Raw genomic sequence first — 16368 nt, 5'->3', positions numbered from 1 at the left:
GCTTGGCTCGGAAATCAGTTTTTCTCGAGCGCCCACAGGTCGCTTTCGATGCTTTCAAACCGCTCTTTGAGGTGGGTCTGCACATCGAAAATCGCCCTGTTGTAATAGTGCGGAGCAATTTCACGGGTAAACAGCTCAAGAATTTCCGCCGCTTCGAACGAACCCAGGTCCAGTTCGAATCGGTCTTCCATGAACCGCTGGATCTTGCGATTGGCCTCGCTTTCCTGTTCAGGAGTGAGGGTCAGGATCGGCGGTTTGGACTTCTTGGCAGCCATTTACCAGCGACCGTCCCACGCCGCGAAGTTCTGCAGCAATTGCAGGCCATGGGTGTGGCTCTTCTCCGGGTGGAACTGCACGGCAAAACGCGAGCCATCGGCCAGCGCCGCAGCGAAATCGACGCCGTAGTGACCGCCACCCACCACCTGCCGCGCGTTGGCAGCGGCGATGTAGTAGCTGTGCACAAAGTAGAAACGCGCCATGTCCGGAATGTCATGCCACAGCGGGTGGCTGACCTTCTGCTGCACTTCGTTCCAGCCCATGTGCGGGACTTTCAGGTGCTCGCCGTCTTCATGCAGGTCTTTGCCGAAGAACTTCACCGCGCCCGGGAACAGGCCGATGCAGTCGACGCCGTCGTTCTCTTCGCTGGTGTCGAGCAAGGCTTGCATGCCGACACAGATGCCGAGGAATGGGCGATCCTGACTGACTTCACGCACCAGAGAATCGAAACCGAGGCGACGGATCTCCGCCATGCAGTCGCGAATTGCGCCAACACCTGGGAATACCACGCGGTCGGCTTCGCGGATCACGTCAGCGTCGCTGGTGATCAGCACCTTGCCGGCACCGACGTGCTCGAGGGCCTTGGCCACCGAGTGCAGGTTGCCCATGCCGTAGTCGATAACTGCAACCGTCTGCATTACAGAACGCCTTTGGTCGATGGCATTTGCCCGGCCATGCGCTCATCCAGCTCGACGGCCATGCGCAGCGCGCGGCCGAAAGCCTTGAACACGGTTTCGATCTGGTGGTGGGTGTTGGTGCCACGCAGGTTGTCGATGTGCAGGCTGACCAGCGCGTGGTTGACGAAGCCCTGGAAGAATTCCTGGAACAGGTCGACGTCGAAGCCGCCGACGGTGGCGCGGGTGTACGGCACGTGCATCTGCAGGCCAGGACGACCGGAGAAATCGATCACCACGCGCGATAGCGCTTCATCAAGCGGCACGTAGGCGTGACCATAGCGACGGATGCCTTTTTTATCGCCGATGGCTTTGGCAAACGCCTGACCGAGGGTGATACCGACGTCTTCCACCGTATGGTGGTCGTCGATATGCAGATCGCCCTTGCATTCGATATCCAGGTCGATCAACCCGTGACGGGCGATCTGATCCAGCATGTGCTCAAGAAAAGGAACACCGATATCGAATCGGGCCTTTCCGGTGCCATCAAGGTTGATCGAGGCTTTGATCTGGGTTTCCAGAGTGTCGCGCTCGACAGACGCCTTACGTTCGGCCATCACCAGCTCCGCAAAATCATTGGGCGAAAAAGGCAGCCATTATAGGCACGCGGGGCCGAAACAGAAACACGAGACGTGATATGCCTGACGGACAGAAGCCCCGGCTGTCGCGGGTAGACATGTCCATACAAGCCATTACAGGTACCCCAAAAACAACTGTAGGAGTGAGCCTGCTCGCGATGGGGCCCTCACATTCAACATTTCTGTCGACTGTCAGACCGCTATCGCGAGCAGGCTCACTCCTACAGGGTTACAGCGTTTTTACTTAGTGAAACAGTACCGCCGTCTTCTGCAGGGTCACCCACACACCCCACGCCAACGGAATACCTACAACCAGCCATGCAGCGATTGCCAGCGGCTTGGTGCCCGGTGCGGCTTTCCACTCCAGAACCGTGCTGGCGTCGGCACCTTTGTCGTGGCCCAGCGCCTGCTCGGCAGCCAGTTCGGCGTCGGTCATGAAGTACTTGTCGTCCACCGGACGTACCAGCAGGTTGCACAGGAAGCCCAGCACCAACAGGCCGGCGAGGATGTACAGAGTGATGTCGTAAGCAGCCGCGCGTTCAACGCCGATGCTCAGCTGATATTCACGCAGGTAGTTGACCAGCACCGGACCGAGCACACCGGCCGCAGCCCAGGCGGTCAGCAGGCGACCATGGATCGCGCCGACCATTTGCGTACCGAACAGATCGGCCAGATACGCCGGAACGGTCGCGAAACCACCGCCGTACATCGACAGGATGATGCAGAACGCCGCCACGAACAGCGCAACGTTGCCCAGATGACCCATGTTCGGGATCAGTGCGTACAGAGCAAAACCGAGGGCGAAGAACACGAAGTAGGTGTTTTTGCGACCCAGATAGTCCGAGAACGAAGCCCAGAAGAACCGGCCACCGATGTTGAACAGGCTCAGCAGACCGGTGAAACCGGCAGCAATCGCGGCAATCGAAGCCAGCTGCCCGGCGTCCAGTTGACCGAACGGCACGTCAACGCCCAGCAGTTTGCCGCCGAACACTTCCTGCAGCAGTGGCGAAGCCATGCCGAGGATGCCGATACCGGCAGACACGTTCAGGCACAGCACCAGCCACACCAGACGGAATTGCGGGGTTTTCCACGCCACATTCACGTGCACGTGACGGTGGGTGATCATCGAGTTCGACGCTTTTTTCGCCGGAGCGGTCCAGCCTTCAGGCTTCCAGCCGGTTGGCGGCACACGGTAGGACAACGCCCCACCGATCATGAACACGAAGTAAATCGCGGCCATCACCAGGAAGCTCTGCCACACGCCGACGCTGGTTGGCGAAGCGAAGTGGCCCATCAGCGCTGCGGCCAGCGGTGCACCGACCATCGCGCCGCCACCGAAGCCCATGATCGCCATGCCAGTGGCCATGCCGCGCTTGTCCGGGAACCACTTGATCAGGGTCGACACCGGCGAGATATAGCCCAGCCCCAGACCGATACCACCGATCACCCCGGAGCCGATCCACATCAGCCAGATCTGGTGGGTATAGATACCCAGCGCCGAGATCAGCAGACCGCCGCACCAGCACAGTGCCGACACAACGCCAGCCTTGCGTGGCCCGGCATGTTCCAGCCAGCCGCCCCAGATTGCTGCGGAGCAGCCGAGGAAGATGAAGAACAGGGTGTAGATCCAGCCGAGCATCGAGATCGGCCAGTCGCATTGCGACGAAAATACTTGTGCGATGAAGCTCATGTCCGGTGCGCAAGCCACCGGAGCGGTAACGCCCAGCGCCTTGGACAGCGGCAACCAGAACACCGAGAAGCCATAGGCCATGCCGATGCACAGGTGAATGGCCAGAGCGGCCGGTGGAACCAGCCAGCGGTTGAAACCGGGCTTGGCGATGATGCGTTCCTTGGACAGGAACGCGGGCTGGTCGACTTGCAGGCCGCCCGCCGTGATGCTCGTGCTCATTGTGTATCCCCCAATTATTAGTATGGTTCGCCAGCCACTGTTCACCCTCGGCCTTGATGCACGCAGGCATGACCGTTTTTTAGGTGAAGCTCCTTGAAGGCGCGACGTTACGTCGCAGAAGGACGGACGAACTGGCGAAGGTTACCATTTGCACGTGACAGAAAAACCAAACTGATATCACCTTTTTCGTGTCATCTGATCTCGTTCTTCTTAGGAAAAAGCCATGCCGATCGTTGTCCAAGCGCTGAACGATGCCAATTACCAGGATCAACAGGATCTGCAGAAAATCTATCGTGACGCCCCGCAATGGCTGTTCACGCCGTATTCCGGGGACACCCAGTTGATCGAAAGCAGCCTGGCTGACGGGTCTTTGATTGCAGGACGTTTCAATGATCGCCTGCTCGGTGCGGCTCGCCTGACAAGGCATGACACCGTTTGGTATTTGTCCCATTTATGTGTGCGAAAAGTTACCCGGCGCCGTGGCGTGGCCGAGCGGTTGGTGAACCAAGCGCAGAAAATGGCGTCGCAAGCGGGTGCGCAACTGCATCTGCTGGCCCCTGCCGGACACCTTGAAGCGCAGGCGCTGGCCGCCAAACTGCAAGTGCCGCTGGAAGTAATCGCTACATGACTGCGCCCCGAACCGGGCGGATGCAGCGCTATACTCCCCGGCTAAATTACGAATTCGACTAATTACAAGGACTCGCCCATGAAAGCGTTCGGCAAAATCCTGGGTCTGGTACTTCTCGGGCTGTTGCTGATCATTGTGGCGGCGGGCTTCGCCCTGACCCACCTCTTTGATCCCAACGACTACAAAGACGAGATCCGCCAGATAGCCCGCGACAAGGCCCACATCGAGCTGACGCTCAATGGCGATATCGGCTGGAGCCTGTTCCCCTGGCTCGGCCTGGAACTGCACGAGGCCAGCATCGCCACCCTGATCAATCCGACCGAACCGTATGCCGATCTGCAGATGCTCGGCCTGTCCGTACGCGTATTGCCGCTGTTGCGCCGTGAAGTGCAGATGAGCGACGTGCGTGTCGAAGGCTTGAACCTGCGCCTGAAACGCGACAAGAACGGCCACGGCAACTGGGAAGACATCGGCAAGCTGCCGCCTCCTGCCACACCTGCCGGCAGCCCGCCGCCTGCCAGCGCTCCTGTTGCAGAGGCCAGCGCCCAACCGGAAAAACCGCCGCAGCCGATCCGCCTCGACATTGACAGCCTGACCGTCAACAACGCCCGCGTTGAATACAACGACGAGCAGACCGGCAAGCAATACAGCGCCGAAAGCATCCAGCTGAGCACCGGCGCGGTACACGATTCGACCAATATTCCGCTGAAAGCCACGGCGTTCCTCAGCACCAATCAGCCTGTGCTGCGAGTGCGCACCGAGCTCAGCGGCGAGCTGCGCATCGAGCGCGCCCTGCAACGCTACAAGTTCGAAGACATGAAACTGTCCGGCGAACTGACTGGCGATCCGCTGCAAGGCAAGGCCATGACCTTCTCCGCTCAGGGCCAGATATTGCTGGACAAAGCCGCGAACGTCGCCGAATGGACCGGGATCAAGATCTCCGCCAACCAGTTGCGCGCCTTGGGTGAGCTGAAGGTCAACGACCTCGACAAGACCCCACAGATCACGGGCGGGATCTCGATCGCCCAGTTCGATATGGCGAAATTCGTCGACAGCATCGGCCAGACCCTGCCGGCCATGGCCGAAGGCAGCCTGAGCAAGGTCGAACTGGTCAGCCGCGTGGCCGCCACGCCGACCAGCATCGCCCTCGACAACATCAACCTGAAACTCGACGACAGCAGCTTCAGCGGACGCATTGCCGTGGAAGATTTCGCCAAACAGTCGCTGCGGGCGATCCTCAAGGCCGACACCTTCGACGTCGACCGCTACCTGCCGCCGAAATCGGACAAGGCCAAAAACGCCACGCAAGTGCGTCAGGCTGAAGTCGCCAGTACCGAAGCGGATGCAATGGCCGGCGCTGGCTCCACGCCGCTGCCGGACAAGCCGAGTAAAAGCGCCTGGAGCACCGAGCGCCTGCTGCCGGTCGAGCGCCTGGCCAAACTCGACGTCGACGCCGACCTGAGCTTCGGCCAACTGACCCTCGACAAGCTGCCGATCCAGAACGCCGCGCTCAAGGCCTCCGGCCAGGGCGGCCTGCTGACCCTGGAGAACCTGCGCGGCGGCCTGTACAACGGCGACTTCGAAGCCAAGGGCACCCTCGACGTACGCCCGAGTGCGCCAGTGCTGAACCTGCAGACCCGGATCAACCGCGTGCCGGTCGAGAAAATCCTCGAAAGCCAGGGCAAGAACCCACCGGTCAAAGGCCTGGTCACCCTGACCAGCAACGTCACCGGCAGCGGCAACAGCCAGCAGGCGCTGATCGAAACCCTCAACGGCAATGCCAGTTTCGTGATCAACAACGGCGTGCTGCTCAACGCCAACCTTGAACAGCAACTGTGCAAAGGCATCGCCACCCTCAACCGCAAAACCCTCAGCGGCGAACCACGGGGCAAGGACACGCCGTTCCAGGAACTCAAGGGCAATCTGACCTTCCGTAATGGCGTGGCCAGCAACCCGGACCTGAAAGTGCGCATCCCCGGCATGACCGTCAACGCTGACGGCGACATCGACCTGCGGGTACTGGGCATGGATTACCGCGTCGGCATCGTCGTTGAAGGCGACACCAGCGCCATGCCGGACCCGGCCTGCCAGGTCGGCGAGAAATTCGTCGGCATCGAATGGCCGCTACGCTGCCGTGGCCCGCTGGAACTGGGCGCCAAGGCCTGCCGCGTGGACAACGAACGCCTGGGTCAGGTCGCGACCAAAATGGCCGGTGACAAACTCAGCGAAAAGATCGACGAAAAGCTGGGCGACAAAGTCAGCCCTGAACTGAAAAACGCATTGAAGGGGCTGTTCAAGCGATGAGAGCGGAGCAGTTTTCCACGGCGGTGCTGGAATGGTTCGACCGCCACGGCCGCCACGATTTGCCTTGGCAGCAAGGCATCAACCCGTATCGGGTGTGGGTCTCGGAGATCATGTTGCAGCAGACCCAGGTCAGCACCGTGCTCAATTACTTCGACCGCTTCATGGCCGCGCTGCCCACGGTGCAAGCGCTGGCCGAAGCGCCGGAGGACGAAGTGCTGCACCTGTGGACCGGGCTGGGTTACTACACCCGCGCGCGCAATCTGCAGAAGACCGCGAAGATCGTCGTCAGCCAGTACGGCGGTGAATTTCCACGTGATGTGGAAAAACTCACCGACCTGCCGGGTATCGGCCTGTCCACCGCCGGGGCTATCGCCAGCATCAGCATGGGCCTGCGCGCGCCGATCCTCGATGGCAACGTAAAACGCGTTCTGGCGCGCTTTACTGCGCAAGAGGGTTACCCGGGCGAGCCCAAGGTCGCCAAGCAACTGTGGGCCAACGCAGAGCGTTTCACGCCGCACGATCGGGTCAACGCCTACACCCAGGCGATGATGGACCTCGGCGCCACGCTGTGCACACGCAGCAAACCGAGCTGCCTGCTGTGTCCATTGGAAAAGGGCTGCGAGGCGCACATGCTTGGCCTGGAGACTCGTTACCCGATCCCCAAGCCGCGCAAGGCGATCCCACAAAAACGCACGCTGATGCCGATGCTGGCCAATGGCGACGGCGCGATTCTGCTTTATCGCCGTCCATCCAGCGGCCTGTGGGGCGGCTTGTGGAGCCTGCCGGAGCTCGATGAGCTCGACGACCTGCAACATCTCGCCGATCAGCACTCGCTGACGATGGGCGAGCAGCAGGCGCTGCCAAGCCTCGTCCACACCTTCAGCCATTTCCAGCTGTCCATCGAACCCTGGCTGGTTCAGGTACAGGAGGCCGCCCATCACGTGGCCGAGGCCGACTGGCTCTGGTATAACCTCGCCACCCCGCCGCGCCTGGGCCTTGCTGCCCCGGTCAAAACCTTGCTCGAACGCGCGGCCGCCGTATTGAACGCAGGAGAGTCGTCATGACCCGCACCATCATGTGCCGTAAGTACAAAGAAGAATTGCCCGCGCTGGAACGCGCTCCTTTCCCGGGCGCAAAAGGTCAGGATATTTTTGACCACGTCTCGGCCAAGGCCTGGGCTGACTGGCAAAAGCACCAAACCCTGCTGATCAACGAAAAGCGTCTGAACATGATGAACGCCGAAGATCGCAAATATCTTCAGGGCGAAATGGACAAGTACTTCTCCGGCGAGGATTACGCCAAGGCCGAAGGCTACGTTCCGCCTGCGGAGTAAACACGCAAAATCGGGGGTCGGATCGTAAGCGACGGAATTAATTTAAGAAATTTTAAAAAAGTCGTTGACGTAAATCCGAAAAACCCTTTTAATGCGCCCCGTTGCCCAGATAGCTCAGTCGGTAGAGCAGGGGATTGAAAATCCCCGTGTCGGCGGTTCGATTCCGTCTCTGGGCACCAAATACCGAAAACCCTGAATCGCAAGATTCAGGGTTTTTTTATGCCTGCGATTTGATGGCGGCTCACTCCAGCCCTTTTGCGCTGTCGGAAAAAACGCAAATCCGTCCCGGGCATCACGAGTTTAATTGCGCTCTGCGTTTTCAACGTCGACGGGTTTCAGCCAACGGCGATCCGCGCTACTTTGGCCGCACCTTATGGAAGAGGGTCATCCACTCGATGAACCAGAAAAGAACCCGCGTGCCCCTGCCCCATCCGCCGCCCTATCGCCAGAGTCGAGTAGCGTTCTGGCTGACGGTGCTCGTCGGCGTACTGATCGCCTTCCTCATCTGTGCGTCGATTTACCTGATCATCCACAGCTTGATCAGCGGCTCCATCACCACATGGAATCGGTCAGGTCCACGTCATACCTACACCCTGGCACTACAACCCCGAATGTATTGGTTCGAGATCGTGTCGCAGTGCATCGGCACCGTATTTCTGGTGACCATCGCCTGGTTCGGATTATGGATTTACCGAATGGCGCACGAGCCGACCGACAAACCGAAGGCCAAGCGCACGCGGCGATAAATCAAGGTTGCCCTCAGAGGGTGTTGACGTAATCGACCGGCAGCAAGACCGTGTCGAGCGCAGCGTCTACCGGCAGGGAGACGACGGTAATCAGCGGGCAAACAATCATCATGTAACAGATGACCGCGGACGGCATGCCGTCTCCCCCTCTCACGCCAAGCAAGTGCAAGTTGCCGTCGACGCCTTTGTAGTACGGCTCTGCAGAATCACCGTTCATGCGCCCCATCATCGTTCCACAACCGGCCAACAGCAAAGCCAGGCTCATCGCTGAGCCAATACGCATAATCCCTTTCAAACCAGCACTTCCTTCGCCACAAAACACAAGGCGCGGGATTGTACCCGCGCCCTTGCTTTACGACTGCATCAATCAGCAGCCACTTCAACTCCAGTGAAACACCAGATTGCGCGCCGTGCCGCTGCCGACGTCAGTCACGTCCCGCCGCTCCTGGCCATTGAGCGTGGCTCGCACGATGTATTTGCCTGGCGGTAATTGCACATACACCAGCGGCCCTGCCTGATTGAGCGTGAGCACGGGTTGCCCCGAAGCTTTTTCAATCGTCACGTCGACGTTGGCGGCGTACTCGTTCTGCATGCCGACCGAGTAGGTCATGTGCAGGTTGTAGCCGGGGGTTTGCTGGATGGCTTTTGACTCGTCCAGGCCAATCCCGCCGGACAGGTAGTTGATGCCGTTTTGCTGTTGTTGCTGGACTTGCACACCGGCACTGTCGACCGGTTCCAGGTTGGCGGCCTGCGACATGACAGGCAACAGCAGCCAACCGACAACGGCGAACGGCAGCATGAATGAACGAATGTTTTTCATGATGGCGACTCCCGGGTTCAGAGAAACCCAATCGTTACCCTTTTTTAGATTTGGCTCCGCGCAGCTTGTTTTAGATTGATTGGAACTTGGCGCGTGTACGAAATGGACTACAGACCATCGCTCGTAACAACGTCTTTGTCGGCAACGTCCTGCAACACCCATCCCGTCTTCCTGCTGCATTCACCGGCTCGCCCGACATCGCCGGCCGGCGACTCTTGGCATGCTTTGCGTCTGTTTCCAATGATGCGGAAGACTCGATGAGCCAGGTAAAACCGACTGACGCGCAAGACCCGAAAATCGATTCATTGCTGGGGGAGTTGGGCGAACTGATTCGTCAGGCGCGGCAAAAAGTGCTGCGTGCGGTTGATACGATTCAAGTGCAGACCTGTTGGCAGATCGGCCGGCATATTGTCGAGTTCGAGCAGCAAGGCGCCCAGCGTGCGGGGTATGGCAAGCAGCTGCTGGCCTTGTTGGCGAAGGATTTGACGGCGCAGTTCGGGAAGGGGTTTGATGATCGAAATCTGCGGTATATGCGGAGTTTTTATCAGTTGTTTCCAATTTGGAACGCAGTGCGTTCCGAATTGAGCTGGACCCACTATCGACGGCTTTTGGGTGTCACCAGTGACAAGGCTCGCCGTTGGTACATGGAAGAGTCTGCCAATCTGAACTGGTCCAGCCGCGCCCTTGATCGCCAGATCAATACGCTCTACTACGAGCGACTGCTGATGAGTCGAGACAAAGCCGATCTGATCGAAGAAGCCAGCACCAACATTGCAGCCATGAAACCCCATCCGCGTGAGTTCATTCGCGATCCCGTCATGCTCGAATTTCTTGGGCTGCCTTCGGCAGGCAAGGTCAGGGAGAGTCGCCTTGAACAGGCCCTCATCGACCATCTGCAGGGATTTCTCCTGGAACTGGGTAAAGGCTTTTCCTTTGTGGCTCGGCAACAACGCATCAGTACCGATGGTGACGATCTGTACATCGATCTGGTGTTCTACAACTACCTGCTCAAATGCTTCGTGATCATTGACCTCAAGCGCGGCAAGCTCAGCGCCCGCGATGTCGGGCAAATGGACATGTACGTGCGCATGTACGACGAACTCAAGCGCAGTGAGGGCGACAAGCCGACAGTCGGGATCATTCTGAGTGCAGAGAGCAACGACTCGGTCGCGCGTTACTCGATGCTCAAGGGCAATGAGCAACTGTTTGCCAGCAGTTACAAGACGATACTGCCGAGTGAGGAAGAACTGCGCGCCGAACTCAATCGGGAACAGGCCTTGATCGAAGAACGCCTGAGCCTTCAATCCCCGGAATAGAAACTGCGGATTGTTCCCGGATGGCGCGAAGACTATTGTTGACAGCTCCTCGAAAAGGTCGAAAGCGATGAGCTGTCAGGATGCGCCAGCAACGCAAGACATGCAGTCAAAGTCACCGGTTGTGACTGAGAAACACGGTGAAGCCTTCAAGGAAGTCGCCGCCGATGGCTTTGTGCTCGGCGGTTTCACCTGGCGGCACGCCCTGCTCGATGCCCAGCGCCCGGTGGTCATCATCAACGCCGCCACCTCGGTACGCTGCCGACATTACTCGCGCTTCGCCGATTATCTGTTCGCCAACGGTTTCGACGTGATCACCTACGACTACCGGGGCATCGGTGAATCACGACCTGACTCAATGAAAGGACTGAAGGCTTCGTGGACCGATTGGGGCGCGCTGGATTTCGAAGCGATGCTCAAACGCGCTCAACGGGAATTCCCCGGCCAGCCAATCGACGTGGTCGGCCACAGTTTCGGCGGTTGCGCGGCCGGGCTTGGTGAGTCCGGGCAGGTCATTCGTCGGCTGGTGACGGTCGGTGCGCAGTTCGCCTACTGGCGCGACTATGCGCCGGAACAGCGCTGGCGCATGTTCGGCAAATGGCATTTGCTGATGCCACTGCTGACGCGCTTCTGTGGCTACTTTCCCGGCAAGCGACTCGGCTGGCTGGAGGACACGCCAGTCGGCGTTGTACGCGACTGGAGCACGCCTACAGCGCGTTATGAGCGACGCCCGAGCGGTCGAGCGCTAATGGCAAAAAGCGCTCGACTGCCTTTCGGCAACGTCCGCGCGCGCACTCTGGCAATCAGTATCAGCGACGACCCCTACGGCACAATCCCGGCCATCGAGCGCCTGCTCGACTACTTCAGTCATGCACGCAAAACCCACCTGCGCATCGAGCCGCAAGACATCGGCGAACAACACGTCGGACATTTCGCCTTTTTTCGCAGCGCATACCAAGCCACACTATGGCCCATCGCTCTGACCTGGCTGCAAACCGGCGAGCTGGCCCCCGACTCACCCGGGCGGACAGTGCCGCGCAGCTGAGCCCTTTCCACGCACGACGGAACACACCATGGCCTCCGCCAACAAGCAGCAAAAACGCGCCGCCCGGGCCAAGACCAAGGCCAAGCAGAACCGCACCAAGCGCGCCGAAGCGCCGGTCGAGCTGGACCCGAACGATGACCGCATCGATTTCGAGTCGGTGGACCTGACCGAACTGTTCAAGAAAATGATCGACGCCGAGAAGATCAGCCAGCAAGCCCTGTGCATGGCATTCCTCGAAGACCCGCTGCTGGAACTGGTGTTCGAGCAGGAAGGCGAAGAAGGCGCGATGGATTTCATCCTCGCCGCGCTGATCGAGTACCGCCAGTGGTCGCAAGAAACCGATGAAGCCGGCGCGCTGGCCTGGATCGAATCCCCGGCCTTCCAGGCCGACTATGTGGCCGCGTCCGACGCGATCGCCGCACAAACCCAACAGAAGAACTGAGCTCCCATGGCATCCCTGAACAAGCAACAGAAACGCGCCAAACGCGCCAAGGCCAAAGCCAAGCAAATCCGTATGGTCGGCCGTAAGCCGCTGGATCAGGACGAAGATCTCGGCCATCTCGCCGAACCGATCCCGGAATACACCCTGGCGATGTTCAGCAAAATGCGCGACGCCGAAGCCATTAGCCGCAACGAAATGCTGCTGACCCTGCTGCGCGAACTGGCGTTCGTCATCGTTGACCATCCAGAGCTGCTGGACATGGAAAACGCCGACAACGAAGGAATGGCCGCCACCCACCTGGCCGCCGACATGTTGATCGACTACCGCATGTGGGCCGAAGGCGTAACGATCGAAGAGGCCCAGGCCTGGCTGAGCGAGCCACAGTTCATCACCGATTTCGGGGTTGCGCTGGACGCTTATGGCAAGTCGGTAGAAGACGGCGAGCCCAAGGCCGAGTAATTTTTTGCGCTTCAGGCTCACGTATGGTCAAGAAAAGGACGTCAGATGAAGACAGCAGATTCACGCGAGGACGGGCAAATCCCGAAAACAGAAGACTCAGCAGCAATCCCTACAAACGAACCTGTTAAATCTCTTAAGCAACTAACTTGGGATGAATGGTTCGACGGGGAGAAATGCAGCTCAGACTTCATGCTCTCGCGAGAGCAAAACTGATTCGGATCTGAAGCGCAGAATATTTCGCCACCGGTAGCACAAACAAAAACGGCCGCTAGTCATCACTGACAGCGGCCGTTTTGCATTACGCGTTACGGATCAGTTCAACACCACCGCGCCACGTTTTTCCAGCTTGCGACGGCGTGCCACCAACAAACCGGCAGCCACCACCAGCAGACTCAGCAAACCAGTCGCGAGGATCTCCACGCGATGCGCTTCCTGGAACAGCATGATGGTCAGCGCCGCGACGATGAAGATAATCACCGCGTAGGTCAGGCCCGGGAACAGCCACATGCTGAAGACGATTTTCTCGCCGCGGGCCATGCGCTGTTTGCGCATGCGCAGTTGCGAGAACGCGATCACAAGGTACACCAGCAGCGCGATGGCGCCGGAGCTGGCCAGCAGGAACTCGAACACCGCAGCCGGCGCCACGTAGTTGGCGAAGGTGCAGAGGAACGCCGCGCCGGTGGACAGCATTACCGCCCAGTATGGCGTGCCGCTTTTGTTGGTGCGGGTCGACATGGCTGGCGCGTCACCGCGCTTTCCGAGGGAGAACAGCATGCGCGACGAGGTGTACAGCGCCGAGTTCAGGCAGCTGGTCACCGCAACCAGCACAACGATGTCGACGATCATTTTCGCGTTCGGGATGCCCATGCGCTCCAGCACGGTCTGGTAAGAACCGAGGTTGGCCAGGGTCGGATCGTTCCACGGCACCAGGGCCACGACGATGAAGATCGACACAAGGTAGAACAGACCGATCCGCCAGATAACGGAGTTGGTGGCCTTGGAGATCTGCTTGCCCGGGTTCTTCGATTCCGCGGCCGCGATGGTCACGATTTCAGTACCCATGAACGAGAACATGGTGGTCAGGATCGCGCCCAGCACTGCACCCATGCCATTTGGCAGAAAGCCGCCGGAGTCGAACAGGTGCGAAACGCCGCTGACCTGGCTGTTCGGCAGGAAGCCGAAGATCGCCGCCAGACCGAGGATGATGAAACCGATGATCGCCAGCACTTTGATCAGGGCAAACCAGAATTCGAATTCACCGTAGTTTTTCACGCTGAACAGGTTGGTCACGGTGAGCAGCATGGTGATGATCAGAGCAAACGCCCAGATGCCCACACCAGGGAACCACGCGTGCAAGATGGTCGCGGCGGCGTTGGCCTCCAGCGGAATCACCAATACCCAGAACCACCAGTACAGCCAGCCGATGGTGAAACCGGCCCAGTGCCCGATGGCACGGTCGGCGTAAGTCGAGAACGAGCCGGTGTCGGGCGAAGCGACAGCCATCTCACCGAGCATGCGCATCACCAGCACCACCAGGGTACCGGCGGCGGCGTAAGCCAGCAGCACGGCAGGACCGGCAGCAGCAATAGCGTGGCCGGAGCCAACGAACAGACCGGCGCCGATAACACCGGCGATCGACAACATGGTCACATGACGCGGTTTGAGCCCCTGTTCGAGGCCATTGGAGCTTGGGGTACTGCTCATCGGAACTACCTTTGCGAGGAAAGCGATTGCGTCCGTCCCGTCTGGTTTTCCTTCTCGTAAAAAGAAACCAACGGGGCGTTCCAGATTCTGCACGCAATAAATGCGCCAAAATGTTTCAAACTCTTCTGGGCTGCGGTTTTGCGCGGAACCGGACAGTCATCGCAAGTCCTTGAGATTAATGGCTATTCGCCAGAACGTTACCCTGCGACTCACTTTTCAAGACGAATCAGTGCACCAGAAACACACTCAAAAAGTGTGTGATGCACAATAAAAGGGCGATTCAGGAACGTTCGGCCGGATAGCGCTTCCAACACCCCGCCAAAGCTGGCAACATCGCGCCTTTTTTTACGCGACGCCCACGGGTTTGCACGATCAAACACCCGTTCGGTTGTTGATGGGGCGACAGTCTGCTGTGCCGATGCGACAACCTGCCACACGCCATCCGCTTACCGCTCGTAGCGCTGTTGGCTGCCATTGAAACGCTATGCTAGCTTGGCCGCCTCGCCAGGAAGGCCAGCCAACAGCAGGAGCGCAACATATATGAGGAACGCACATGGCTGAGGCCACGCCCGCGCTTGAAATCCGCAACTTGCACAAACGCTACGGACAGCTTGAGGTGCTCAAAGGCATCTCGCTGACCGCCCGCGACGGCGATGTGATCTCGATCCTCGGTTCCTCCGGTTCCGGCAAGTCCACGTTCCTGCGTTGCATCAACCTGTTGGAAAACCCGCATCAGGGCCAGATTCTGGTGGCCGGTGAAGAACTCAAGCTCAAGGCCGCCAAGAATGGCGAACTGGTTGCCGCCGACGGCAAACAGATCAACCGCCTGCGCTCCGAGATTGGTTTTGTGTTTCAAAACTTTAATCTGTGGCCGCACATGAGCATCCTCGACAACATCATCGAGGCCCCGCGCCGGGTGCTTGGTCAGAGCAAGGCTGAAGCCATCGAAGTCGCCGAAGCGCTGCTGGCCAAGGTCGGCATCGCCGACAAGCGCCACGCCTACCCGGCGCAATTGTCCGGTGGTCAGCAACAACGCGCGGCGATTGCCCGCACGCTGGCGATGCAACCGAAGGTGATCCTGTTCGACGAACCCACCTCGGCCCTTGACCCGGAAATGGTTCAGGAAGTACTTAGTGTCATCCGCGCATTGGCCGAAGAAGGCCGCACCATGCTGCTCGTGACCCACGAAATGGGCTTCGCCCGTCAGGTCTCCAGCGAAGTGGTGTTCCTTCATCAGGGCCTTATAGAAGAGCAAGGATCGCCTCAGCAGGTGTTCGAAAACCCGCTTTCGGCGCGCTGCAAACAATTCATGTCCAGCAACCGCTAACGGAGCAACATGCATGCAGAATTTCAAGAAGGTCTTCCTGGCCGCTGCCGTCACCCTCGCGTTCAGCGCTGGTGCCATGGCCGAGACCCTGAAGATGGGTATCGAAGCGGCTTACCCGCCGTTCAATAACAAAGACGCCAGCGGCAACGTAGTCGGCTTCGACAAAGACATCGGCGACGCGCTGTGCGCGAAGATGAAAGTCGAGTGCACCGTGGTCACTTCGGACTGGGACGGCATCATCCCTGCACTAAACGCCAAGAAGTTCGACTTCTTGGTGTCTTCGCTGTCGATCACCGAGGAGCGCAAGGGCGCGGTGGACTTCACCGACCCGTACTACTCGAACAAGCTGCAGTTCATCGCACCGAAAGATAAAGAGTTCAAAACCGACAAGGATTCGCTCAAGGGCAAGATCATCGGCACCCAGCGCGCAACGCTCGCCGGCACCTGGCTTGAGGACACTTACGGTAGCGATATCGAAGTAAAACTCTACGACACCCAGGAAAACGCCTACCTGGACCTGACCTCCGGTCGCGTCGACGCCATCCTCGCCGACAAGTACGCCAACTATGACTGGCTGAAAAGCGACGCTGGCAAGAACTACGAGTTCAAGGGCGACCCGGTCGTGGAAAGCGACAAGATCGGCATCGCTGTACGTAAAGGCGATCCGCTGCGTGAGAAGCTGAACGCCGCACTGAAGGAAATCGTCGCCGACGGTACCTACAAGAAGATCAACGACAAGTACTTCCCGTTCAGCATCTATTGATCCTGACCTGTGGGACCGGCGCCGTGACTCAACGGCGCCGGCTCCTG

Annotated in this window: 18 protein-coding genes and 1 tRNA gene; 12 read left to right on the top strand and 7 right to left on the bottom strand. The window is 59.1% G+C overall.

The genetic code is table 11. The features are described from left to right. Positions 1-14: 14 nt before the first annotated feature. From QMK55_RS15180 to QMK55_RS15165, 4 genes are all read right to left on the bottom strand, one after another. Positions 15-275 (bottom strand): DUF2164 domain-containing protein, encoded by a 261-nt coding sequence (locus tag QMK55_RS15180; RefSeq protein ID WP_007952545.1) that lies wholly within the window; start codon positions 273-275, stop codon positions 15-17. Further along, positions 276-914 carry an imidazole glycerol phosphate synthase subunit HisH gene (gene hisH / locus QMK55_RS15175; protein ID WP_102354627.1) on the bottom strand — a complete coding sequence of 213 codons (639 nt, stop codon included), beginning with the start codon at positions 912-914 and terminating at the stop codon, positions 276-278. After that, the gene (hisB, locus tag QMK55_RS15170; protein WP_007909204.1) at positions 914-1507 is read right to left on the bottom strand and encodes an imidazoleglycerol-phosphate dehydratase HisB; all 594 of its coding nucleotides are present in this window, start codon (positions 1505-1507) and stop codon (positions 914-916) included. The genes hisH and hisB overlap by 1 nt, the downstream gene beginning before the upstream one ends. Before the next feature lie 265 nt (positions 1508-1772). Then, on the bottom strand, positions 1773-3437 hold the full coding sequence (locus QMK55_RS15165) for an OFA family MFS transporter (protein ID WP_102354628.1): 1665 nt from the start codon (positions 3435-3437) through the stop codon (positions 1773-1775). A gap of 223 nt (positions 3438-3660) precedes the next feature. Between QMK55_RS15165 and QMK55_RS15160 the strand changes: the two genes are divergently transcribed. The 6 genes from QMK55_RS15160 (at position 3661) to QMK55_RS15135 (ending at position 8448) form a co-directional block, all read left to right on the top strand. Next, positions 3661-4065, top strand: a complete 405-nt coding sequence (locus QMK55_RS15160; protein ID WP_102354629.1) for an acetyl-CoA sensor PanZ family protein — start codon at positions 3661-3663, stop codon at positions 4063-4065. Between the two features lie 78 nt (positions 4066-4143). Beyond that, positions 4144-6369 (top strand): AsmA family protein, encoded by a 2226-nt coding sequence (locus QMK55_RS15155; protein ID WP_320329484.1) that lies wholly within the window; start codon positions 4144-4146, stop codon positions 6367-6369. Continuing rightward, positions 6366-7433, top strand: a complete 1068-nt coding sequence (gene mutY / locus QMK55_RS15150) for an A/G-specific adenine glycosylase (protein ID WP_102354631.1) — start codon at positions 6366-6368, stop codon at positions 7431-7433. Before QMK55_RS15155 ends, mutY begins: the two co-directional genes overlap by 4 nt. Then, complete coding sequence (locus QMK55_RS15145; protein WP_003220737.1) at positions 7430-7702, top strand: oxidative damage protection protein; 273 nt, start codon at positions 7430-7432, stop codon at positions 7700-7702. The genes mutY and QMK55_RS15145 overlap by 4 nt, the downstream gene beginning before the upstream one ends. 103 nt (positions 7703-7805) lie before the next feature. Continuing rightward, a tRNA-Phe gene (locus QMK55_RS15140) sits at positions 7806-7881 on the top strand. Then, positions 7849-8448 carry a hypothetical protein gene (locus QMK55_RS15135; protein ID WP_320329483.1) on the top strand — a complete coding sequence of 200 codons (600 nt, stop codon included), beginning with the start codon at positions 7849-7851 and terminating at the stop codon, positions 8446-8448. The genes QMK55_RS15140 and QMK55_RS15135 overlap by 33 nt, the downstream gene beginning before the upstream one ends. A 13-nt stretch (positions 8449-8461) precedes the next feature. Here the strand turns inward: QMK55_RS15135 and QMK55_RS15130 are convergent, their stop codons facing one another. Continuing rightward, positions 8462-8743, bottom strand: a complete 282-nt coding sequence (locus QMK55_RS15130; RefSeq protein ID WP_102354633.1) for a YceK/YidQ family lipoprotein — start codon at positions 8741-8743, stop codon at positions 8462-8464. An 84-nt stretch (positions 8744-8827) separates the two neighbouring features. Further along, complete coding sequence (locus QMK55_RS15125) at positions 8828-9268, bottom strand: hypothetical protein (RefSeq protein ID WP_102354634.1); 441 nt, start codon at positions 9266-9268, stop codon at positions 8828-8830. 257 nt (positions 9269-9525) lie between these two features. On the opposite strand from QMK55_RS15125, the gene QMK55_RS15120 reads away from it, so the two are divergent. The 4 genes from QMK55_RS15120 (at position 9526) to QMK55_RS15105 (ending at position 12527) form a co-directional block, all read left to right on the top strand. Then, positions 9526-10584, top strand: coding sequence for a PDDEXK nuclease domain-containing protein (locus QMK55_RS15120; RefSeq protein WP_320329482.1), 1059 nt, complete (start codon positions 9526-9528; stop codon positions 10582-10584). 67 nt (positions 10585-10651) lie between these two features. After that, positions 10652-11626 carry an alpha/beta fold hydrolase gene (locus tag QMK55_RS15115; protein ID WP_320329481.1) on the top strand — a complete coding sequence of 325 codons (975 nt, stop codon included), beginning with the start codon at positions 10652-10654 and terminating at the stop codon, positions 11624-11626. A gap of 28 nt (positions 11627-11654) precedes the next feature. Next, complete coding sequence (locus tag QMK55_RS15110) at positions 11655-12068, top strand: hypothetical protein (RefSeq protein ID WP_320329480.1); 414 nt, start codon at positions 11655-11657, stop codon at positions 12066-12068. Between the two features lie 6 nt (positions 12069-12074). Continuing rightward, on the top strand, positions 12075-12527 hold the full coding sequence (locus QMK55_RS15105) for a hypothetical protein (protein WP_102354638.1): 453 nt from the start codon (positions 12075-12077) through the stop codon (positions 12525-12527). Between the two features lie 312 nt (positions 12528-12839). Here QMK55_RS15105 and gabP read toward each other — a convergent pair whose 3' ends face one another. Further along, on the bottom strand, positions 12840-14231 hold the full coding sequence (gene gabP / locus QMK55_RS15100) for a GABA permease (RefSeq protein WP_102354639.1): 1392 nt from the start codon (positions 14229-14231) through the stop codon (positions 12840-12842). A gap of 553 nt (positions 14232-14784) precedes the next feature. On the opposite strand from gabP, the gene QMK55_RS15095 reads away from it, so the two are divergent. Continuing rightward, a complete protein-coding gene (locus QMK55_RS15095; RefSeq protein ID WP_007909167.1) occupies positions 14785-15558 on the top strand; it encodes an ABC transporter ATP-binding protein in 774 nt (257 codons plus the stop codon). Positions 15559-15571: 13 nt separating this feature from the next. Beyond that, complete coding sequence (locus QMK55_RS15090) at positions 15572-16321, top strand: ABC transporter substrate-binding protein (protein ID WP_102354640.1); 750 nt, start codon at positions 15572-15574, stop codon at positions 16319-16321. Positions 16322-16368 lie beyond the last annotated feature (47 nt).

It is taken from the genome of Pseudomonas sp. P8_229 (assembly GCF_034008635.1).
In the GTDB taxonomy this organism is placed as follows: Bacteria; Pseudomonadota; Gammaproteobacteria; order Pseudomonadales; family Pseudomonadaceae; genus Aquipseudomonas.
Note: the sequence above shows the minus strand (reverse complement) of the source record. Positions and strands in the feature narration are given on the sequence as shown.